General features: G+C 71.2%; 16 protein-coding genes. 7 read left to right on the top strand and 9 right to left on the bottom strand.

Translation table 11 applies throughout. From position 1 onward, the window contains the following. Window positions 1–77 precede the first annotated feature (77 nt). The gene (locus tag WME89_RS18595; protein ID WP_438010455.1) at window positions 78–1,409 is read left to right on the top strand and encodes a serine hydrolase domain-containing protein; all 1,332 of its coding nucleotides are present in this window, start codon (window positions 78–80) and stop codon (window positions 1,407–1,409) included. Between the two features lie 35 nt (window positions 1,410–1,444). Here the strand turns inward: WME89_RS18595 and WME89_RS18590 are convergent, their stop codons facing one another. The 3 genes from WME89_RS18590 to uxuA form a co-directional block, all read right to left on the bottom strand. Further along, window positions 1,445–2,953 (bottom strand): endo-1,4-beta-xylanase, encoded by a 1,509-nt coding sequence (locus tag WME89_RS18590; RefSeq protein WP_438010454.1) that lies wholly within the window; start codon window positions 2,951–2,953, stop codon window positions 1,445–1,447. A 409-nt stretch (window positions 2,954–3,362) separates the two neighbouring features. Further along, window positions 3,363–4,625, bottom strand: coding sequence for a glycosyl hydrolase 53 family protein (locus tag WME89_RS18585; RefSeq protein ID WP_438010453.1), 1,263 nt, complete (start codon window positions 4,623–4,625; stop codon window positions 3,363–3,365). A 313-nt stretch (window positions 4,626–4,938) separates the two neighbouring features. After that, the gene (gene uxuA, locus WME89_RS18580) at window positions 4,939–6,012 is read right to left on the bottom strand and encodes a mannonate dehydratase (RefSeq protein ID WP_438010452.1); all 1,074 of its coding nucleotides are present in this window, start codon (window positions 6,010–6,012) and stop codon (window positions 4,939–4,941) included. Window positions 6,013–6,401: 389 nt separating this feature from the next. Here uxuA and WME89_RS18575 point away from each other — a divergent pair, with 389 nt between their 5' ends. The 3 genes from WME89_RS18575 to WME89_RS18565 all read left to right on the top strand — a co-directional run bounded on the left by WME89_RS18575 (window position 6,402) and on the right by WME89_RS18565 (window position 10,719). Further along, on the top strand, window positions 6,402–8,072 hold the full coding sequence (locus WME89_RS18575; protein WP_438010451.1) for a hypothetical protein: 1,671 nt from the start codon (window positions 6,402–6,404) through the stop codon (window positions 8,070–8,072). 60 nt (window positions 8,073–8,132) lie between these two features. Beyond that, complete coding sequence (locus WME89_RS18570) at window positions 8,133–9,704, top strand: BNR repeat-containing protein (RefSeq protein WP_438010450.1); 1,572 nt, start codon at window positions 8,133–8,135, stop codon at window positions 9,702–9,704. A 544-nt stretch (window positions 9,705–10,248) separates the two neighbouring features. Beyond that, window positions 10,249–10,719 (top strand): PadR family transcriptional regulator, encoded by a 471-nt coding sequence (locus WME89_RS18565; RefSeq protein ID WP_437665532.1) that lies wholly within the window; start codon window positions 10,249–10,251, stop codon window positions 10,717–10,719. A gap of 66 nt (window positions 10,720–10,785) precedes the next feature. On the opposite strand, the gene WME89_RS18560 is transcribed toward WME89_RS18565, so the two are convergent. The 4 genes from WME89_RS18560 to WME89_RS18545 all read right to left on the bottom strand — a co-directional run bounded on the left by WME89_RS18560 (window position 10,786) and on the right by WME89_RS18545 (window position 14,966). Next, the gene (locus tag WME89_RS18560) at window positions 10,786–11,523 is read right to left on the bottom strand and encodes a class I SAM-dependent methyltransferase (RefSeq protein ID WP_438010449.1); all 738 of its coding nucleotides are present in this window, start codon (window positions 11,521–11,523) and stop codon (window positions 10,786–10,788) included. Window positions 11,524–11,766: 243 nt separating this feature from the next. Further along, window positions 11,767–12,294 (bottom strand): GNAT family N-acetyltransferase, encoded by a 528-nt coding sequence (locus WME89_RS18555; RefSeq protein WP_438010448.1) that lies wholly within the window; start codon window positions 12,292–12,294, stop codon window positions 11,767–11,769. 187 nt (window positions 12,295–12,481) lie between these two features. Beyond that, entirely contained in the window at window positions 12,482–13,615 is a 1,134-nt protein-coding gene (locus WME89_RS18550) for a UTP--glucose-1-phosphate uridylyltransferase (RefSeq protein ID WP_438010447.1), read from the bottom strand. 316 nt (window positions 13,616–13,931) lie between these two features. Next, entirely contained in the window at window positions 13,932–14,966 is a 1,035-nt protein-coding gene (locus WME89_RS18545; RefSeq protein WP_438010446.1) for an aldo/keto reductase, read from the bottom strand. A 129-nt stretch (window positions 14,967–15,095) separates the two neighbouring features. Here WME89_RS18545 and WME89_RS18540 point away from each other — a divergent pair, with 129 nt between their 5' ends. Beyond that, window positions 15,096–16,025 (top strand): LysR substrate-binding domain-containing protein, encoded by a 930-nt coding sequence (locus WME89_RS18540; RefSeq protein ID WP_438010445.1) that lies wholly within the window; start codon window positions 15,096–15,098, stop codon window positions 16,023–16,025. A 45-nt stretch (window positions 16,026–16,070) separates the two neighbouring features. Here the strand turns inward: WME89_RS18540 and WME89_RS18535 are convergent, their stop codons facing one another. Continuing rightward, on the bottom strand, window positions 16,071–16,562 hold the full coding sequence (locus WME89_RS18535) for a hypothetical protein (protein ID WP_438010444.1): 492 nt from the start codon (window positions 16,560–16,562) through the stop codon (window positions 16,071–16,073). A gap of 192 nt (window positions 16,563–16,754) precedes the next feature. Beyond that, window positions 16,755–18,380 carry an O-antigen ligase family protein gene (locus WME89_RS18530; RefSeq protein ID WP_438010443.1) on the bottom strand — a complete coding sequence of 542 codons (1,626 nt, stop codon included), beginning with the start codon at window positions 18,378–18,380 and terminating at the stop codon, window positions 16,755–16,757. 252 nt (window positions 18,381–18,632) lie between these two features. Between WME89_RS18530 and WME89_RS18525 the strand changes: the two genes are divergently transcribed. Both WME89_RS18525 and WME89_RS18520 read left to right on the top strand, forming a co-directional pair. Beyond that, window positions 18,633–19,238 carry a polysaccharide biosynthesis/export family protein gene (locus tag WME89_RS18525; protein WP_438010442.1) on the top strand — a complete coding sequence of 202 codons (606 nt, stop codon included), beginning with the start codon at window positions 18,633–18,635 and terminating at the stop codon, window positions 19,236–19,238. 36 nt (window positions 19,239–19,274) lie between these two features. Beyond that, on the top strand, window positions 19,275–20,489 hold the full coding sequence (locus WME89_RS18520; RefSeq protein WP_438010441.1) for a hypothetical protein: 1,215 nt from the start codon (window positions 19,275–19,277) through the stop codon (window positions 20,487–20,489). Window positions 20,490–20,645 lie beyond the last annotated feature (156 nt).

The raw sequence follows: 20,645 nt of genomic DNA, 5'->3' as shown, positions 1-20,645 counted from the left end.
ACCAGTGGTTCTACCCTGCAACTGGTTGCTAAACGAAACTGGTTCGTGAACGGTATCAGTACGTGACCAGGCGCGGTATGCGGGGTGACGGAGCGGGCGCGACGTTGCTGCGCGTCGATCGCCGCCGGGCGCTGGCGGGGATCGCTGCGCTGGTGGCCACAGGGATCGGGGGCGCGTGTCGCCCCGGAGCAGAGGAGGAGCAGGCGATGGGCGAGAGCGGGTTCTCCGAGGCGGGGCTGGGGCGGATGCGCGCGGCGATGGCCGCGCACGTGCAGCGGGGCGATCTGCCCGGCGTCGTCACGGTGGTCAGCCGGGGCGGCGCGACGCACGCCGAGGCGATCGGCAAGATGGCCTTCGGCGACGCCGGGCCGGTGCAGCGCGACACGATCTTCCGGATCGCCTCGCTCACCAAGCCGATCGCCGGCGCGGCGACCATGATGCTGGTCGAGGACGGGACGCTCCGGCTCGATGAGCCGGTGGACTCCCTGCTACCGGAGCTCGCGAACCGCAGGGTCCTGAAGGCCCTGGATGGCCCCGTGGACGACACCGAGCCGGCGCGGCGCCCGATCCTCGTCAGCGACCTCCTCACCCTGCGCATGGGTATCGGCGCGATCATGGCGCCGGGCGACTACCCCATCGTCCAGGCCATGAGGGAGGAGGGCGTGTCGGTCGGGCCGCAGCTCCCGGACGCGCCGAGCCCCGATGCCTGGCTCAAGGGCCTTGGCTCGCTGCCGCTGATGCGCCACCCGGGCGAAGCGTGGATGTACGACACGGCCCTGACCGTGCTCGGCGCGCTGCTCTCCAGGGCCTCGGGCCAGCCGCTGGAGACCTTCCTGCGCGAAAGGCTCTTCGAGCCGCTCGGGATGAAGGACACCGGCTTCAGCGTGCCGGCGGACGAGCTCCATCGCCTGCCCGCCTGTTACGTGCGGGCCCCCGGGACAGGGCAGCTCGCGATCTTCGATCCTGCCGGTCCCGGGAGCCGGTTCAGCCGCGCGCCCGGGTTCCCGTCGGCCTCCGGGGGCCTCGTCTCGACGGCCGACGACGTCCTCGCGTTCGCCAGGATGATGCTGAACAGGGGCGCGCACGGGGGGAAACGGCTCCTCTCCGAACGCTCGGTCGAGCTCATGACCACAGACCACATCACCCCGGATCAGAAGGCCATCTCGCCCTTCAGCCCCGGCTTCTGGGACAGCCGCGGCTGGGGCTATGCGCTCTCCGTGGTCACCAGGTCGAAGCCGGGCGAACCGCGCGGCCTCGGCTGGGACGGCGGCTATGGGACTTCCTGCTACTGGGATCTGGAGACAGGCGTGATCGGCGTGCTGATGACCCAGCGCCTGATGGACTCGCCCACCGCGCCGCCGGCCTTCGTGGACTTCTGGCGCTCGACGTACGAGGCGGCAGGAGCCTGAAGGGCGGCGCGGCGGAGCGGTGCCGGCGGAGCGGCCTATCCGCGGTCGAGGAAGTCCATGAGCCAGGTCATGGCCGGCCGCATGGCGCCGCTCGACTGCTGGAGGCCGGTGTTGTCCCTCCAGGTGGCGCCGACGATGTAACCCCAGAGCGTGATGCCTTTGACCGAGGGGTGGTTCCAGAACATCGTGAACTGCTCCTCCATCACCCGCTTCTGCTGGTTGTCGTCGGCGATGCCGATGTCGTACTCGGTGATGTAGACGGGCTTGCCCAGGGAGGCGAGCTTGTCGACGTACCCCTTCACGGTGGTGGTGTTGATCCTGTAGGCGTCATGGGCCTGCGCGCCGAGCGCGTCGACAGGGGCGCCCGCGTTGATCACCGCCCGCGCGATCTTCATGAAGTTCTGGTGCTCGCCCTCGTACTCGATGTTGTTGTAGTCGTTGAGGATGAGGACCGCGTTCGGGCAGTACTCGCGCGCCCACTTGAAGGAGTTGACGATCCAGTCGTAGCCGCTGGCGCCGTCGCCGCCGATGCCGTTCTTGTAGGAAGGCGTGGTGTGGGGCGGCGGCTCGTTGACGACGTCGATGTACTTCGTGTCGGGGTAGCGCGCGCAGAACGACCGCATCCAGTCCTTGACGGCCGCCTGCTGGTCCGCCCCGGAGAGGCCCGAGAGCCAGCTGGGCTGCTGGGCACCCCACACGAAGACGTGCTGCTTGAAGATGACGTTGTTCGACTTCGCGTAGTTGTAGATCCGGTCGAGCGCTGCCCAGTTCTTCGAGCCGCGGGAGCTCTCGACGGAGCCCCACTTGCCCTCGTTCTCCGGCGTGATCTGGTTCCAGTAGCGCGAGAAGCCGTCGCGCACGGCGCCGTTGGTCGTGATGTTGCCCACGAACTTCGCGCCGGTGCCGCCGCCCCCACCGCCGGAGCCGCCGGAGCCGCCGGAGCCGCCCGCGCCGCCCGCGCCGCCGGAGCCGCCCGCGCCGCCCGCGCCGCCGGAGCCGCCCGCACCGCCGGCGCCGCTGCTCGACGAGGAGCTGGAGCTGCTGGAGCTGGAGCTGCTGGTCGTGCTGGAGCTGCTGCTCGTGCTGGAGCTGGAGCTGCTCGAGGAAGCGCCGGTACCCGTGCCGCCGCTGCCGTTGACCGAGACGAGCGTCGGCCTGCCGCTGCCGTTCGCACAGAAGCCGAACGCCGTCGACGCGCCCGCGTTCAGCCCGCCGTTGTACGACTCATTGGTCGCGGTGAACTGCCCGCCCGACGAGGCGAGGCGCGCGTTCCACGAGTTGCTCACCGTCGAGCCGTTGAGCCCGACCGTCACGCCCCAGCTGGTGGTCCGGGCGGTGCTCGTGTTCTTGATCGTCACGTTCGCGCAGTACCCGCTCCCCCACTGCGACTGGAGCACCAGCTCCGCCGACATCGTGGAGTCAGCGCTGTTCAGCGCGGAGTCCAGAGAGTCGCCGTGCTCGTCCTCGAGAGGCTCGACGGTACAGGCGAGCAGGCAGCACGCGAAGGAAGCCGAGAAGTAGCCAAGCAAGCGAGCGATGCTCATTAAGATCCTCCATGATCAGACCGGCCGAGCCGCAGATTTCTCCCAGAGATGAATAAGTGAATCCGGGGAAGCCTGTGCACTCGGACGCTCGAGTGGTTCGAACCCCCAAGATTCCCGGGCAACACGTTTTTGATCACGGCCATGTCCACTTTTGATCGCGTATGTGTCCGGCAGCTTTTATCAGCCCCATTGTCCGACCGTGCCGTGGATACCGGAACAATCCTCGCTCACGGATGCTGCCGCGCGTGCACGCCGCGCTCCCGTGAAAAAGTGAAGTGCAGAGGAAACGGTCACGTATCAAGAGAGCTGCCAGCACACCACCGCCCACAGGATCGGTGACGCCGCAACCGGGCGTGAGGGGGTGGCGCGCGGGTCGCGCTGCCCCGGAGCTCGTCCGCTCACTGGACGGCTAGAAATCCTTGTAGTCGACCTTCATCTGGTCGTAGGGGGCGATCATGGCCTCGATGATGTCGCCGTCGGCCTCGAAGATGCGCTCGTGGTACTCGGTCGGCTCCCAGATGAAGGTGCCGAGCCCGCGCCGGTCCGGGATGTTGAACATCAGGTCGTTGGCGGCGCGCTTCTCCCACGAATATTCCGCCACCACGAACTTCAGGGCCGGGTAGCGCGTCACGAGGTCATCGAAGTTTTCCCGCCACTCCGAAGGCGGCCCCTGGTACTCGGTGTAACAGGACTGACCGAGCACATCGAACTCGACGCCTTGCCCGACCACGCCATCGACCCACCAGCGCGTTGCCGCGTTGTCGTTGCAGCGGTCGAGGTGGAGCATGATCGTGATCGCGTCGTCGACGTCCTTCACGCCCTGGATGCCGGCCTTCAGGAGCGAGCCGAGCCCCTCGAACGCGCGCCCCGTGACGAAGCCGTCGGGCCACAGCAACCCTTGCGGGATCTCGTTGCCGATCTGGACCATGTCCGGGCGCGCCCCGGCGGCGCTCAGCTGCTCGATCGTGTCGCGCGTGAACTCGCGCACGGCGCTCGCCAGCGCCTCGCCCTCGAGCTCCGTCCAGGCGACGGGCTTGTGTTGATCGTCGGGGTCGGCCCACACGTCGCTGTAGTGAAGGTCGAGCAGCAAGCCCATGTTCGCCCGCTTCACGCGCTGCGCCATCTCGATCGTGCGCGCGAGGCCGCAGAAGCCCTCGCGCGAGTACGGGTCGTCGTCGACGGCCGGGTCGGCGTAGATCGCCGTGGGGTCGTTGAACAGGCGCAGGCGGATCCAGTTGAACCCATGCGCCTTCAGGATCTCGAGGATGTCCTTCTCGACGAGCTGCCCCGTCACCGGGTCGACGTCGCGGAACACCTTGCCTCTGGCCTCGCGCTCCTGCACCCACGAGATGTCCGCGCCGAGGATGAAGCCCGCGGGCGCGCCCGGCGCCGCGCCCCCGCTCCCCCCGGCGCCGGAGCCGACCCCGGCGCCGGCCGCGCCCCCTCCGGGCCCGCCGCCAGCAGCAGCGCCGCCGCCCCCGGCGCTCGCGGGAGGATCACCGCCCGTGGCGCCAGCGTCGGTGGCGCCAGCGCCCGTGGCGTCAGCGCCTGTCGCTGCGGTCTGACCGGCGCCACCGTCGCCGGCCGCGCCGGCGCCCGAGCCCTCACCACACGCGATCAGCGCGGTGAGCAGCGCTGTCACCCCGAACACGCTCGATCTCTGTCGCAGCATCGCTGACCCCTGCGGCGACGCTACCACGCGCCCTTCGCTCGATCACCAGGCTCGAGGCCGGAGCGTTCGCGAGGGTGGCATCACCGGAGGAAAGATCCAGAGTCGCGGTCCGCGCTCACCGCGGACGGCCGCTCGCCGAGGACACCAAACAGGTTGAAACCCCGAGAAAATGAACCACAGAGGGCACAGAGGGCACAGAGGGCACAGAGGGCACAGAGTTTTGGTTGTTGTGCCTCTGTGCCTCTGTGCCTCTGTGGTTCAAATCTCTTCATTCCCGTGCGTTACAAGCTGATCGGAGCTCTGGCTCACCCGCTCACGCGGGGGTGGTCGGCTTGCTGGCCGGCCTGGGCGCGAGCTTGCGCGTCGCCTCCCACAGACCGTTGAGGTAGACGAGGCCCAGCGCGCGGTCGTAGAGGCCATAGCCCGGTTTGCCGGTCTCGCCCCAGATCATGCGGCCGTGGTCCGGGCGCACGTAACCGTCGAAGCCGACGTCGTGGTACGCCTTCACGATGGCGGCCATATCGAGCGAGCCGTCACAGGAGAGGTGGGCCGACTCGAAGAAGGTGCCGTCCTCCTGGACCGCCACGTTGCGCAGGTGGCCGAACGGAATACGGCCCATGCCGCCGAACTCATGGACGAGCGACACGATGTTGTTGCACAGGTCGGCGCCCAGCGAGCCCGAGCACAGCGTGATGCCGTTGGCCGGCGAGTCGACGATCTTCACGAGGCGCATCAGGTCGTCGCGGTTCTTGACGATGCGCGGCAGGCCGAAGATCGGCCGGGGCGGGTCGTCCGGGTGCATGCCCATGCGGACGCCGACCTCCTCGGCGACAGGGATGATGCGCTCGAGGAAGTAGGCCAGGTGCTCCCAGAGCGCCTCTTCACGGACGCTCCGGTACTCGTCGAGGATGGCGCGGAGCTGCTCCGGCCTGTAGCTCGTGTCCCAGCCGGGCAGCGCGATGCCCTGCTCCGGGTCGATCTGCGCCACGGCGTCGGCGTCGAAGGCCAGCGTCAGCGAGCCGTCGGGCAGCTCCCTCGCCATCTCGGTGCGGGTCCAGTCGAAGACCGGCATGAAGTTGTAACAGATCACCTTCACGCCAACCGCCGCGCAGTTGCGGATGTTCTGGCAGAAGCTCTCGATCAGGCGATCCCGGGTCGGCTTGCCGAGCTTGATGTCCTCGTGCACCGGCACGCTCTCCACCACCTCGAACCTGAGGCCGACGCCCTCGATGCGCGCCCTGAGCGCCTGCAGCCGCTCGAGCGGCCACACCTCCCCGACCGGCACATCGTATATCGCCGAGACGATGCCGTAGATCCCGGGGATCTGGCGGATGTACTCGAGCTTCACGGGGTCGTTCTCGCCGTACCAGCGGAAGGTCATCTTCATCGTTGCGATCTCCTCGGGCGACGTGTCCGGCTCGCGAGAAGCCGTGGCACGAGCGACCTCCGGGGCAGAGGGGCGCCGCCCCGGGGTCCACTCGCGCGGCATCGTACAGCCAGCCGGGAGCAAAATAAAGACGCCGCGCGCGCAGGCAGGCCGTGGACGCCCGCGCGGCCTCCGGCGCGTGGCTCGCTCACGATCGATCACCCATCACGCAGACGCAACATTACTTAGGAGAAATTAACATTCACAAGCTTCGCTCGATCGCTCGATCGCTCGATCACGTCGACCACGTGAGCTTGACAGTCCACAGGACGGCGCCTATCGAGCTGGCTGCCGGAGTCAGCCTCGCGATCCGGCCACTTCGATCGAGGAGAAATCGAATGCGTCATCTGATGGCATCAGCGGCAGTCTGGGGGAGCGTCCTCCTGTCCGCTTGCTCGGGAGAGGAAGTCGCCACGTGGGACGACAGCCGGGAGGCCGCCTCGGCGCTCAGCGCCGGAGCGGCCGCGGCGCTCGGGTTCGAGTCGCTGAGCGGCTGGACGGCCAGCGCGGGCTCGCTGTCGCTGAGCGCCACGCGGAGCGAGGGCGAGCACGCCCTCTCGGTCGCGGGCGCCGGGTACACGGTGATCCAGCGCGCGCCGCTCGCGATCGACGAGCCGATCAAGGGCGCTGTCTCGCTCGACGTCCGCGTGCCGGACCAGCAGCCGAACCCCTGGTGGGCCGGCGAGATCTCCCTGGCCGTGCAGGCGCCCTCCGCGGGCGTGTCGCAGAGCCTGGGCACGAGATCGCTGACCGGCCTCGCGCAGGGCACCTTCCACCGGCTCGCGTTCACGGTCCCTCCGGCGGTCCAGCAGGCCCTCTCCGCCGGAGCGCCCGACGTGTCGTTCTCCATCACGCTGAACGTGCCGTCCGGCAGCGGGCCGCACCTCCTCGACCGGCTGGACGCGTTCGACGCCAGCCCGCCCGTCGCTGCGGCGCCGCTGCCGCCGTGGCTCGAGTACTGCGACGCGGCCCCCTGCGCGACGGCCGCCCCGGTCGTCGTCTACGTTTGCCCGGCGAGCAACCCGCTGTGTACGCCGGTCCGGAAGACGACGGTCGTGCCGAACGTGGATGGCACGCCGATCAGCGGTGTTTTCCTGCCCTTGACGCTGCCCGAGGGCGCCACGCTGCGCCTCGCTTCCGGCTCCGCCACGGTGAACTCCAGCTTCGTGACGTACTCGTATGCGCCGCGCCTGGTCCTGCACTCGGACCTCGACGTGCTGCTCAGCTACTACGACGTGGCGCCGGTCTGGAACGGGACGACGCCCCTCACGTTCGAGAGCACGCTGACGAGCTCGGCGGTGATGGACAGCGCGTTCTTCCGCCACCCTTCCTACGCCACCGGGACCGCCGCGGCGGACCTGCACGCGCAGGGGCTGGACGCCGTCTCGATCGAGCGAGCGATGACCGACATCACCTCCGAGAAGCTCCATGCGTTCTTCGTGCCCTCCGAGCTGGGCGGGGTCATGGGCGAGGGCAACTTCTCGTACGGCAACGGGACCATCACGATCAACTACGGGAACCCTCCGTTCATCGCTTACAAGGGCGGCATCCCCAACGCCGCGATGCCGCGGTTCGCGCACGAGAACGCGCACGAGCTGTACGATGAGATCACCTCCTCCATCTCCGGTGACGACTCGTGCCTCAACGAGGGCATCGCCGATGCGCTGGCGTTCCTGACGGAATACCTGCCGGTCGAGGACTTCGGCCCGCTCGGCCTGACCGGGATCGACTTCGATACCGGGTGCACCGAGCTCACGAGGACGCACGACATCGGCAACTGCTATTTCTGGCACGTGAAGAACGCCGGGCTGCTCACCGAGAGCTTCATGCACGGAATCTTCCATCCTCAGCACCAGTACGATTTCAACAGCTGCACACAGAACGTGGAGCGGACGGGCAACAGCATCCTCGTCTATTTCACGGAGGCCGCGGGCGGCGCCGACATGGTGCCGGTGCTCGACGCGATGGAGATCCCCCACGCCGGGTCGTACGCTGCCGCGAAGCTGGCGCTCGGACTCTGAGCCTTCCGCGCCGTCGGCGCTTGGCTCCGTCGCTGGACGGCAGTATCGTCCGGCAGACGCATGAACATCCGCCTTCCCTTCTCCCTTCTGCTCGCTGCTGCATCGGTCGGCTGGCTGGCGAGCTGCAGTGACGACGACAGCGCCTCGACCTCCGCCGGCTCGACCGCTGGCGGGGGCGCCGCGACCGGCGGCGCGACAGCGAGCAGCGGTGGCACGGGCGCGACGACCTCGGGAGTCACCGGCGCGAGCAGCGGCTCGACGGGCGGAGTCGCCGCGGGGGGCGGCGGGGGGAGCACCGGTGAAGCGAGCACCGGCAGCGGCGGCGCGGAATACGTCGCGCCCGGGCTCGTCAAGCGCTCCGAGGGGAAGCTCGCGGAGTCGGGGCTCACCGTGGTGTCCTATGGAGGGTACCTGAACGGCGAGTCCTTCCAGCAGGACGCGATCGTCTCCTTCAGCGGCTACCAGTACACGGCCTTCTGGAACACGAATCGCAACGTCGTGCTCGCGCGCCGGCAGCTGCCGACGAGCCCCGGCGGGGCGGCCGGGCCCTGGCAGAAGTTCGACTTCAAGGACTACCGGCTGAGCGCGGACGACGCCCACAACACGATCTCACTCGGGATCGCGCCGGGCGATGGCACGCTGCACCTCGCCTTCGACCATCACGGCAGCGACCTGCACTACCGCCGCTCGGTCGCGGGTCTGCTGACGGACCCGGAGGGCGCGAGCTGGTCCGCCGCGAGCTTCAGCGCTGTCTCGAGCGCGCTGGTCGGCTCGGCCACCGTGCGGCTCGTCACCTACCCGCGCTTCGTCACCGAGCCCGGCGGGGACAGGCTCCTCCTGAGCGCCCGGATCGGCGAGAGCGGCAGCGGCGACGAGCACCTGTGGGAGTACGACACGGCGACACACGCCTGGAGCTCGCTCGGCGAGTACATCGAGGGCACCGACGCGAGCATGAACGCCTACCTGCACGGCCTCGCGTACACGCGCGGCGGCTCACGCCTGCACGCGGCGTGGTGCTGGCGGGACACGCCCGACGCGACGACGAACCACGACCTGCTCTACGTCTACAGCGACGACCACGGGCGCACCTGGCACAACGACGCGGGTGACAAGGTCGCGACGAGCGGCGCCTCCTTCGTGACCCGGGACACGGCAGGCCTCTCCGTGGGGTCGATCGGGCAGGATCGAGGCCTCATCAACCAGGAGCACATGACGGTCGACGCGAGCGGCCGCGTCCATGTGCTGCTCTCGCACCTGCCCGACGCCGAGGCCAGCAACGCGAACTTCACGAACGCCCGCGCGCGCAGCGAGTTCTTTCATTACGTGAGAGGCACCGACGGGACCTGGACGCGCCACGGCCTCGGGCTGCGGGTGGTCCAGAACTTCCGGGGCAAGCTCGCGATCTCCTCCACCGAGAACGTCTACGCGATCCTCCCCGATCTGCGCATCGCCGGCGCGTCCCCGCGCGACGGGTACGCGACCTGGACGCTCCTCGACGACGCCGACTCGGGCCGGTTCTTCTCCGATCCCCTGATCGACGCCGCCCGGCTCGAGACCTCGGACGAGCTCACCGTGTACTATCCCCAGCGGAGCTCCGTGGACATCTGGGGCCTTGAGTACACGCTCCAGTGAGGCGCAAGTACGCGCTCCACTGAGGCGCAAGTACGCGCTCCACTGAGGCGCAAGTACGCGCTCCACTGAGGCGCAGGTACGCGCTCCACTGATGAGGCGCGCGACGGGCGCGCAGGCGCGCGCCGTCCGCCTCCCGGGGGCGGGGCGCGCCGGTCTGGCTGTCGGCGCCGCGACCCGTCACCTCGCGACCGGCCCTGCCCGCCCCTTGACCGCCGGCGGTCCAGAGCTATCTTTTAGATATATCTTTTAGACTATCGGATCGGGCGCCACGAGGGTGCGCGGTCCGCCAGGCCGGGGAGATCTGCCCACGCGCGCGCGGCAACTGAGTGCTCGCCGCCGTGGCGATCCGTCGCCTGGTAAGAGAGGGGTCTCAGCGATGTTCTGGGGATGCGAACACCATCATCATCATGGCCAACACCATCACGCGGGTCCGCGAGGGCCGAGGGGCCCGTTCGGGCGCGGTCGGCCCGGCTTCGGCGGCGGGCCGCCCGGCTGGTGGGGAGACTGGTTCGGAGCGCCGCCGCTCCGCGCCGATCGCGGCGGCGTGCGCTACCTCGTCCTCGACGCGCTCGCCGAGCGAGCTCGCCACGGCTACGAGGTCATCCAGGCGATCGAGCAGCGCAGCGGCGATGCCTACCGGCCGAGCCCCGGCGTCATCTATCCGACGCTGCAGATGCTCGAGGAGCTCGGCCACGCGCGCGTCATCGAGGCCGAGGGCCGCAAGGTCTACGAGATCACCGACGCGGGGCGCGAGGACCTCAAGGCGAACCGCGAGTACGTCGACGCTTTCTACGAGCGCTTCGCCGAGAGCTCGTGGGAGAGCTTCGCCGAGGACATCGGCGACGTCATGAAGCGCGTCGGCTCGCTCATGAAGATGCTGCGCCACGCGATGCGCCGCGGGCGCCTCACGCCGGCCGTGCTCGCGCGCACCGTGAAGGTGCTCGACAAGGCCGCAGCCGAGATCGAGGAGCTGCTCGGCGAGGACGACGAGAGGCGCGGCGGCCGGCGCCCGTGAGCCGCGCGGCCGGGAGCCGCCCGCGGGCGCCCGGCGCGCGCGTCGCCGCAGCTCGCGCGGCCGCCATCAGGCGAGCGGCGGCTTGCGACAGCTGAGCGCGATCGAGTGCTGGTTGCCGAGGTAGTCGCGCCAGAACTCGACATGCTCGGGCTCCGGCGAGCACTCGAGAGGGTGCCAGTGGATGTCACCGAAGCCGGCCTCCGCGAGCGCCTGCTCGTGGGTGGAGCGGCTCCAGTAGAAGAAGCGGATGGTGATCGGCGGATCCACGAGGAGATCGAGCGTCGTCGCGCCGCCTTCCTTGCGGTCCTCGGGCGGTCGCATCACGATGCCGTACTTGACCGGGCTCGGCCCCGGCGGGTCGAAGTCGGCGTTCGGCACGACGGCGACGAGGCGGCCGCCCGGCGCGAGGTTCGCGAACATGCCCTGACACATCCGCAGCATCTGCTCCCTGCTCGACGCGTAGTTCAGGAGATAGGCAGCGGTGACCCAATCAAAGCTGCCGAGCACCGGCATGTCGGCGGCGTCGTGCACCCTGTACTCGACGCCGAGCCCCGCCCCCGCGTCGCGCTCCCGAGCGGTCTTGATCATCTGCTCCGAGACGTCGACCCCGACCACCCTCGCAGCGCCGCGCTGCCGGAGCAGGCGCGAATAGTAGCCGTCACCGCAGGCGACATCGAGGACGCTCTTCCCCTCGACCGGGCCGAGGATCTTGAGGATCGTGTAGCACTCGACGACCCGCTTGAAGACAAACTGATTGGCCGCCTTCGAGTAAGCGTCGCTGATCTTGTCGTATTGCATCGCCATGGAAGGTACCTTCTGGATCGAGGCGCCGGGTGCCCCCCTCGACGCTCACGCCTGTTCTGCCCGGCGCACCGTTCAGGTGAGGTGAGCGCAGCCGTGCTGGCCGTTCACGACGAGGTAGAGCAGAAAGGCTCTGGGACATCAAGGCCCGCTGTGGAGGAGATGTGGCGGAGCCGTGGCGCGTGAGGAATTCCCGTGGAGCGGCGCGCGCGCCGGCCACGAGCTCGGGCTCGTCTTCGCCCTGAATCAGACGGCGACGCGACCAGGCGCGGTCTCGAAGGAGAACACGCGCCAGGCATTCGGCTGGCCAGGGCGCCTGGCTTCTGTCGCAGCGCCGTTCGTGAGCTCGGCGATGGCGCCGCTCCAGAACGCAAGGGCGCCTCGATTTCCCTCGGAGACGCGCACCGTCCACCTGCCGGGGAGCGCGCTCCAGAGAAGGAAGGCCGCGCGGCGGCCCACGCCGGAGCGACGGTATCGACGGAGGACGAAGAACTCGGCGACGTCGAGCACGTCCGGGTCCTCCACCGCCGGCGAGCCGCGTGTCGCGAGGACGAACCCGGCGACACGCCCGCCGCACCTCACGATGAACGCGAACCGGCGCTCCCGCTCGGACCAGTAGAGAGGAAGCCTGGGGTAGCCGAAGCGCCCGTCCGCCCCCAGCTCGACATCGAACACGTCGCTGAGGTCGTGAATGTACAGCTCGAGGAGGTTGGACAGCAGCTGAGCGTCGGCAGAGGTCGCCGCGTCGAGAGAGATCGCCTGAGCATCGGTCATGCCATGTCAGCCCTTCGTGTACGACCGACGCTGTAGCTCAACGTCTCCTCGGAGGGTAGCGAAGGGCATGGCCGGGCGCTCCGACAGCGCTCCGGAAACGAGAGCGGCTGACAGCAAGGACGCGCCGACAGGCCAGGGTCGGGGGGCCTCGGCCCGCTCGGGCGCGGCGGGCCGCGCCCCCGTCGGCTCAGCCGAGGAAGCCGCGCGCCCGGGCGATCGCCTCGATCGCCGGCCGGCGCCGCTCCAGCTCCTCGACGTCCTTGACGGGGAGGAACCGGGCCGCGAGGCCCTCGCGCGGGACGCGCAGGAACCTGGCCGCGAGGCCGAAGGTGACCTCGTTGAGGATGCGCTCGAACTGGACCGCCTTGCGGTCGCCCACCTTCTTCTCGACCTCCACGTAGACCCAGTCCATCGCGAGCGCGCTGAGCGCCTCGGCGCTGGCAAGGAACGTGTTGGTGTTGAAGACGGGCACGACCTTCGGGTCGAAGCTGGTCGGCAGCCGGAAGTCCTCCGCGATCACCGGGCGGCCGTTCCACCGCATCGGGCCGCCGCCCTTGTCGCCGCCCTTGTCCACCACCTCGACCGTGAGGGGCCCGCCGTGCCCGAGGTGCCAGCCGAGGATGACCGGATCCACCGTCGCGCCGAGGTTGTCGAGGTTGGCGATCCAGACCGTCTTGCCGCCGCGGGCGATGAAGCGACCGAGGAGGCCGCTCTCCCGGAGGGCATCCGGGAGGTCGCCGTGGCCGGTGGCGTAGACGCTCGGCTCGCCGTGCTCGTCCACGAACAGCCCACCTTCCGGGGTCAGACGCAGGGAGACGTGCTGCTCGAAGGTGGTGCAGAGATCGCCCTGCTCGTCGAGGCGCGGTCCGAGCGCCTCGCGGATCGGACCGTTGGTCGCCTCGCTGGTCATGAGCCACAGCGGCACCGGCACGCCCGTCGTGCGCCGGAGGTGATCGCTCTCGGCGAGGCGCAGGTCGAGGAACGTCCGGCCGGGCAGCACCTCGACGAGCGCCTTCACCACGCCGCCCATCCGCGTGGCCATCCCGCCGGCGAGCACGCAGAGGGCGACCTCGCCGCGGCGGAGCGCGGCAAGGCCCGCCTCGCGGCAACGGGCGTGCTCGGGCGTGCCCTCGGCGGGCAAGTCGACCACATCGCCGGGCGCGGGCGGCTCGACCGTGCCCGGGAGGCGGTTGCGGGCGTCCCGGTCCTTGCCGATGGACGCGGCCCACCGGGCGACGCGATCAGGGTCGAACCCGCGGGCCCGGAGGCGAGCGAGGAGCGGAGCGGGGAGCGCGGAGATCTGCTGGGCGAGGGAAGACACGGTATCTTCCAGAGCACGGTGCGATGCGCAAGGCAACGACATAGTGCAGCGGTTCGTGTGGCGAGCGAGCCGGAGAGAGGCGCCGCTCCCGCGCGCGTTACCGGGCTCCGGGATAAGCAGGACACGTCCTAAGCGTATTCCTGAGTTGCGACCGGGAGCCGTGACCAGGCCTCACGGCGGGCGATGAGGGCGTGTCCTCGCCTCGGGTGGTTGGGCCAGAGTCATGCAGGGTCACGCCGCGCGACGCGCGCGCAGGACTCATGGGCCAGAGTCATGCAGGGTCACGCCGCGCGACGCGCGCGCAGGACTCACCGGATCACGGATGCTCCCAGCCGGTGAGCGCCGCCGCGGTGCCGCCGGACATGATGCCGTTCACGAGCCCCTCGTTCCTCCACATCTTGCCCGGGAACGAGGGCTCGATGGCGCTCGCCGCGTCGAGGCGCGCGAGGTGCGCCGCCGAGAGGACGAGCTTCAGCGAAGCGAGGTTGTCGGCGAGCTGCTCGTTCGTGCGCGCGCCGATGATCGGGTAGACCTGCGGCCCGCGCTGCCGCACCCACGCGAGCGCGACCTGCGCGGCCGAGACGCCGAGCTCCCTGGCGACCGCGAGGACCACGGGCACGACAGCGTCGGCGCGCGCGCCGAGGTAGCCCTGGGCCCAGTCGCCGCGCTTCGATCCCTGCGTGCCGTCGTGGAACTTGCCCGCGAGCACGCCGAAGGCGAGCGGCGACCAGGCGAGGACGGGCAGGCCGAACGCCTGCGCCATCGGCAAGAGCTCGTGCTCGACGTGGCGCTCGAGCAGGCTGTACTCGATCTGGATCGCCGAAAGAGGCGCCTTCCCGTGGTCCGTCGCCCAGGTGTTCGCCTGCGCGACGACCCACGCGGGCGCGTCCGAGATCGCGACGTGGAGCGCCTTGCCGGAGCGGACCACGTCGTCGAGCGCGCTCATCACCTCGGGGACGGGCGTCGTGTGATCCCAGATGTGCACCTGGTAGATGTCGATGTAGTCGGTGCCGAGCCGCTTCAGGCTGCCCTCGAGGGAGCGGCGCAGGTTCTTGCGGTGGTTGCCCCAGCCGTTGGGGTCGCCGGGCGCGCCGCTCAGCGTGTACTTGGTGGCGACGACGTAGCGATCGCGGTCGCGCGCGATCAGCTCGCCGAGGCTCTTCTCGGCGGCGCCGCCCTGGTAGTTGCAGGCGGTGTCGAAGAAGTTCCCCCCGGCCTCGACGAAGGTCTCGAACATCCTCGACGCCTCCGCGTGCGGCGCGCCGAAATCCCACGCCTGGCCGAAGGTCATCGTGCCGAGGCACAGCTCCGAGACGCGCAGACCGGTGGAGCCAAAGAGCTTGAGGTGCATGATCGTTCTCTCCCCGCGCGGCGGAGCGGGCGTGCTCCACGGCGCCCCGGGGAGATGCGCCTCGCGCGCCGCGATCGGTAGGCGCGCCGCGCGAAACGCCCCGTTCAGCGCTGCTATACAGTCGGGGCAATGAACCGCGCGACGGACCGCTTCGAGGGTCTGACCGTCTTCCTCACCGTGGCGCGGCGGCGGAGCTTCCGCGCCGCCGCCGCGGAGCTCGGCGTGACCGCGGGCGCCGTGAGCCAGTCGATCCAGGCGCTCGAGCGCCGCGTCGGCCTCCCGCTCTTCGCGCGCACGACGCGCCGGGTCGGCCTCACCGAGGCCGGCGAGAAGCTCCTCGAGCGCCTCGCGCCCGCAGCCTCCGAGATCGGCGCCGCGCTCGAGGCGCTCGGCGAGCTGCGCGAGCGGCCGGCGGGCCTGCTCCGCCTCACGGTGCCGCGGATGGCGGTGCCGTTCGTGATCGAGCCGGTGCTCCCGCGCTTCCGCCGCGCGCACCCGGGCGTGGAGGTGGAGATCTCCGTCGACAACACCTTCGTCGATCTCGCCGAGACCGGCTTCGACGCCGGCGTGCGCATCGGCGAGGCCCTGGCCAAGGACATGATCGCCGTGCGCCTCACGGGCGATCTCCGCTGGATCGTCGTCGGCGCGCCCGCCTACTTCGCGGCCCACGGCCGGCCGGAGGTGCCCGAGGACCTGCTCGCGCACGCGTGCATCCGCTACCGGTTCCAGAGCGCCGCGCTCTACCGCTGGGAGTTCGCGCGCGACGGCCGCGAGATCGCCGTCGACGTGCCCGGCGCCATCACGGTGAACGACGGCGAGCTGGCGCTGTCCCTCGCGCGCGAGGGGCTCGGGCTCGCGTACACGGCCGACACGGTCGTCGCCGAGGATCTGGCGCGCGGCACGCTCGCGACGGCGCTCGACGCGTACGCGCCGGCCGGTCCCGGGCTCTTCCTCTACTTTCCGGCCCGCGCGCAGACGCAGGCGAAGCTGCGCGCGTTCATCGACACGGCGCTCGCGGTGCTGGCGCCGGACGCGAGGCCGGCGGGGCCGCGGCGCTGAGCGCGCCCCTGGCCTGGCGAGCAGCCCACGGCGCCCCCGCTCGCGCTAGGACGCAGGTTCCCGGAACAGATCCTCCGCTTCCGCCGCGGTCGCTGCCCGCTTGAGCCATTCATCCAGCACGCCGAGGTCGGTCTCGCGGAGGATGCGGCGCCTCGCCTCCTCGCTCGTCGGCACGCCGCGCACGCCCAGGATCACCAGGATCGCCGCGGACAGGTTCCCCACCGCCCGCTCCGCCCGGGCTTGCTCCTGCTCGACGCGCGCCTGCTCGCGATCGCTCCGGGCCTCGGCGGGCTCCATCATCCGGCCGAGCTCGCCCACCAGCTCGCCGGCGCCGGCATCGAGGTGCGGATCCGCGTGCGTCATGGCCTCACGCTGATCGAGCGCCTTCTCCGGCTCGGAGCCCAGGAGCGCCCCGACCGCCTGCTCGCGCCCGGCGGGCGACATCGCAGCCCACTCGGCCTGTGCGGGAGCCTGGGGCGCCTCGGTCGGGCTCGGCGATGCCGTTGGATCGCCGGACTTGTGGACGGGAGCCGACATGCCGTCCAGCATACCACCGTTCGCTATCGCGCTCGTCGATACGGCCCGCGAATGAGCCGCGGCGGCTCCAGGCGGCCCGGCGCGCCCCCCGGACGACATCCCCCTTGTTGTGCGATGTTCGTTCGGGGGCTCGACACACGTGAGATGAGGATGGCCGGCAGTGTGCTCGCGGCGCGTCATCGCAGCGCGCGCTCACCCGAGGAACCGCAGAAGGACGTTGAGCAGCACGAGCACCGCGAACATCCCGCCGCAAACGAGCGCGGCCTCCCGCGCGGACACGCGCACCGAGACGCGGCCGTCCTCGGCCCGCGCGGCGCCGTAGAGGGCGGCGGAGGCGCCGAGCACCATGTAGAGGACGTCCTTGTACGCCCATGACAGGAAGAAGATGCCGATCAGCGCGCCGCACAGGCTCACGAAGATCGCCGGCGCGAACCGCCGGGCCGTGGGGCCCACCTCGACGTCGCCCAGCCAGATCGCGAGAGGCACCTTGAGCGACGCGTAGAGGACGAGGGCGAAGAGGCACATCCCGAGCAGGCCCGTCTCGGCCGCGGCGAGCATGTAGGCGTTGTGGGCCGTCAGGCCGAACGACGACTCGTCGCCGAACTGCCCTGCGCCGACGCCGATCCCCCTGGTGCGCCGGATCATCTCGAAGGCCTCCCGGAGCAGCGCGGCGCGCTCCTCCGAGCTCTCGGTCGCCTCGTCGCCGCTCCGGCCGCCGAGCAGGAGCATGGGGGGCCCGACGAAGCAGGCGGCGATGACGCCCAGGGCCCCGCTCCGCCGGATGAAGCTGAGGCCGAGGACCGCGAGGTACACGATGAGCCCCGAGCGCGAGCGCGACATGACGACCATCGCGCCGATCGCCACGATGACGGCCGCCACGGGGAGCGCGCGCAGCGCGGCGCAGATGCGCGAGAGCAGCCGATCGGTGAGCAGGAGGGGCAGCGCGGGCCTGGCGCGCGCCGCGGCAACGCCGGGCGCGAGCGGCGCGGCGACGGGCGGACCGGCGCCGCCGTCCGGAGGACGAGGGCGGCCGGCGCCGGACCGGCGCGGCGGGCGCGGCGAGCGGCCCGCGTCGGACCCGCCCGGCAACGTCGGCGGACGGCCCGCGTCGGACCTGCCCGGCGACCGCGGCGGACGGCCGTCGCGACGCGGGCCCGCGCGGCGCTCGGCGAGCGCGATCGCGAGGGGGATCGACATGCCCGCCATCAGGGAGAGCTCGTTCGGATCGGCGAGCGACCCGCGGTAGCGGACGCGGCCATCGATGGTCGATGTGCCGAGCGGCCCCGGGCGCTCACACCGGTAGTTGCCGTCCGGGACCGGCGGGTCCTTGCGGCAGTCGAGGTTGGTCTCGCAGGGGCGTCCATCCGGCTCGAGCTCGCCCTTGCCTTCCCAGTCCTCGGGCGCGGCGAGCATGCAGCCGTGGGGCTGGAACGCCTGCACGATCGCGACCGCGGTGGTGAGGACGGCGCAGCCGACGAGCGTGATCGCGAGCGCGCGCAGCCCGCGCGGCGAGGCGGCGGCGACGCTGACCGCGAGGAAGATGCCCGCGACGGTCGCGAGCTGCAGGCCGCGCTCCTCGAGCGCGGTCGGGCGCTTGAGCGCCGTCGTCAGGGCCGCCCAGGCGAGGAACGCGAGCGCATAGACGACCTGGGGAGCGAGCGCCGGCTTGAGCCGGCGCCACACGACGTCGAGGGCGACGCAGAGAAGGGTGAGCCCGAACGCCGCGTGAACCAGCGGAATCCCCGAGAGCTCGGGGATGAACTCCTGCGGTTTGATGATGACGAGCGCGCACAGCGCGCACACGACCCACGCTGCCATGGTGTGGCGCGCCGCGACCGCCGCGCGCGGGCCGCCCGCGCCGCCTCGCCGTGAGGGTCGCGGACAGGCGCCCTTGCGCAGGCGCGGTGAGGCGCGGCGCGCATTCCCCCCTTCAGCGCGACGGATCTAGCACCGTGGTCTCGACCGGCACGCGCGAAGCGCGCCGGTGCGCGCGCGAGGAGCAGGCGCGGCGCGCGGCCGCGGGATCGGCGCTTGCTGGTGCGCGGTCTCGTCAAGGAGGCTGGAAACCGCATGTGGTCTCGCTGTATCCGGATTGCCCTGCTCTTGTCTGCGCTCGGGGTCCTCGCGGCGCTCTCGGGCTGCGGTGCGAGCGCCCCGCGGGTCGACTTCGAGGCGGAGCGCCGCGCGACGAGCGCCTACGCCGTCGGCCCCGGCGACGTGCTCGAGGTGCGCGCCTGGAAGAACGAGGCGCTGAGCCACCGCGTCACGGTGCGGCCTGACGGGTTCATCACGGTCCCGCTCGTCGGCGACATCATGGCGTCGGGGCGGACCGTCATGGGCATCGCCGAGGAGATCGCGACTCAGGCGGCCAGGTTCTATCATGAGAAGCCGGTCGTCAGCGTGGAGGTGGCGGAGCTCCACAGCTACCGGGTCTACGTGATGGGCGAGGTGTCGCGCCCGGGCGAGTTCACGCCGACGGCGCAGATCACGGTGCTCCAGGCGCTCGCCCTCGCGGGCGGGTTCACGCGCTTCGCCGATCCCGACGAGGTGGTGATCGTCCGGCGCGACGCGCTCGGAGAGCGCCGGATTCCGTTCGCCTTCGAGCAGGTCGTCGGGAAAGGCGACCTCCGCGGCGACCTGCCGCTGCAGACGAACGATACGGTGGTCGTGCCGTAGATCGGCGCACCGTGTTCTGGCATCCTGGTGAGCAGGATGCGCCTGGACGCCGCGCTGTCGCGCCTCGCCGCGTTGACCCTCGCGTTGCCGGCGCTCGCCGCCGCGTGTGCCCCCTCCAGCCCGGGCAGCGCGCCGCCCGCCGGCAAGGCCGCGGCGCCCCCCGGCTCGCTGGCGCCCGCGGCGGCCGGCGCGCCGCTCGCGCGTCCTGGCCCGGGCGCTCCTCCACCTGCCGGCCCGGCCTCCGCAGGCGCAGCGCCGGCGGGCGGCGCCGGCGGCGAGGCCCCCTCCCCGGCCGCGGCCGAGCCGGCGCCCGTGATCGCGGCCGACGAGGCCGAGGCGATCCTGTTCCCGGAAGACGCCGCCGCGCACCAGGCCGGCATCGACGCCTGCCGGCGAGGGCTCGCCGGGACCGCCGGCGCCCCCTCGCCAGGCCCGGAGCGCGTCCGCTGCCTGCTCGCGCTCCGCTACGAGGGCGACCAGCAGGCCGCGGCGAGCGCGACAGCGCTCTTCGACCGGAGCGGCAGCGTCGCCGGGCTGGAGCGGGAGCACCTCATGGACGGCGGCTACCGCGGCACGCTCCACCTCGTCCCGGAGCTGCCGGTGCGCGCCGAGCGCCGCCACCTCGAGTGGACGGCCGCGGCCCTGGCCGACTTCGACGCCTTCGCCACGGAGCTCGCCGCCGCGGCCAGCTCGCCCGTGCGCTACCGCCACCGCGCCCTCGCCCTGCGGTACTTCCGGTCCGTGCGGGCGCGGACGCCCTCGGCGTACGCCTCCGGCTGGACGGTCGCGTACAACCTGGCCGGCTCGCTCCACCGCTCCGCGGACGAGGTGCGGGAGACGCTGTTCCACGAGATCTTCCACCTGAACGACAGCGCCCACGGCGCGTGGTCGCCGGCGGCGCTCTCGCCGATCTACGACGCGATCGTCGCGCGCTGCGGGACGCGGATCCCGTGCCTCACGCCGTACACGCCGAACGGGACGATCGTGAAGGGCGGGACGTATTACTCGTTCCAGCCGGGCAACGGCGTGGGCGAGTACGCCGCCGAGCTCGCGATCCGCTACTACCGGGAGCAGCGGGCGGCGCTCCGCGGCGAGCGGCTCGGGAAGCCGCCGTTCAAGTGCGGCCCGCCGGAGAACGCGCGGGCGTGGTCGCTGCTCGCGGGCGAGTTCTTCGGGGGCGCGGATCGGGTGGCGCCCTGCCCCTCGGCCCCGGCCGGGCGCAGCGCGCCGGGGCCCCTCACGGTCCCGTGACGAGCCGCGAGCCGTGGTTCCTCACCAGCGGCTCCGACTCCTCGGTGTAGACGACCTCGCTCGCGCCGCCGATCTCGCGGCGCACGACGAGAGCCTTGTCGTGGCATCGCACTCCGGCGCTCCGCCGCGCTCCCCGCTGCCCCTCGCCTTTACCCC

This window comes from Sorangium sp. So ce321 (assembly GCF_051530195.1).
In the GTDB taxonomy this organism is placed as follows: domain Bacteria; phylum Myxococcota_A; class Polyangia; order Polyangiales; family Polyangiaceae; genus Sorangium.
Note: the sequence above shows the minus strand (reverse complement) of the source record. Positions and strands in the feature narration are given on the sequence as shown.

Coding starts and splice junctions, on each gene's coding strand:
- WME89_RS18595 (WP_438010455.1), top strand. CDS start 78: ATGCGGGGTGACGGAGCGGGCGCGACGTTGCTGCGCGTCGATCGCCGC.
- WME89_RS18590 (WP_438010454.1), bottom strand. CDS start 2,953: ATGAGCATCGCTCGCTTGCTTGGCTACTTCTCGGCTTCCTTCGCGTGC.
- WME89_RS18585 (WP_438010453.1), bottom strand. CDS start 4,625: ATGCTGCGACAGAGATCGAGCGTGTTCGGGGTGACAGCGCTGCTCACC.
- uxuA (WP_438010452.1), bottom strand. CDS start 6,012: ATGAAGATGACCTTCCGCTGGTACGGCGAGAACGACCCCGTGAAGCTC.
- WME89_RS18575 (WP_438010451.1), top strand. CDS start 6,402: ATGGCATCAGCGGCAGTCTGGGGGAGCGTCCTCCTGTCCGCTTGCTCG.
- WME89_RS18570 (WP_438010450.1), top strand. CDS start 8,133: ATGAACATCCGCCTTCCCTTCTCCCTTCTGCTCGCTGCTGCATCGGTC.
- WME89_RS18560 (WP_438010449.1), bottom strand. CDS start 11,523: ATGGCGATGCAATACGACAAGATCAGCGACGCTTACTCGAAGGCGGCC.
- WME89_RS18555 (WP_438010448.1), bottom strand. CDS start 12,294: ATGACCGATGCTCAGGCGATCTCTCTCGACGCGGCGACCTCTGCCGAC.
- WME89_RS18545 (WP_438010446.1), bottom strand. CDS start 14,966: ATGCACCTCAAGCTCTTTGGCTCCACCGGTCTGCGCGTCTCGGAGCTG.
- WME89_RS18540 (WP_438010445.1), top strand. CDS start 15,096: ATGAACCGCGCGACGGACCGCTTCGAGGGTCTGACCGTCTTCCTCACC.
- WME89_RS18535 (WP_438010444.1), bottom strand. CDS start 16,562: ATGTCGGCTCCCGTCCACAAGTCCGGCGATCCAACGGCATCGCCGAGC.
- WME89_RS18530 (WP_438010443.1), bottom strand. CDS start 18,380: ATGGCAGCGTGGGTCGTGTGCGCGCTGTGCGCGCTCGTCATCATCAAA.
- WME89_RS18525 (WP_438010442.1), top strand. CDS start 18,633: ATGTGGTCTCGCTGTATCCGGATTGCCCTGCTCTTGTCTGCGCTCGGG.
- WME89_RS18520 (WP_438010441.1), top strand. CDS start 19,275: ATGCGCCTGGACGCCGCGCTGTCGCGCCTCGCCGCGTTGACCCTCGCG.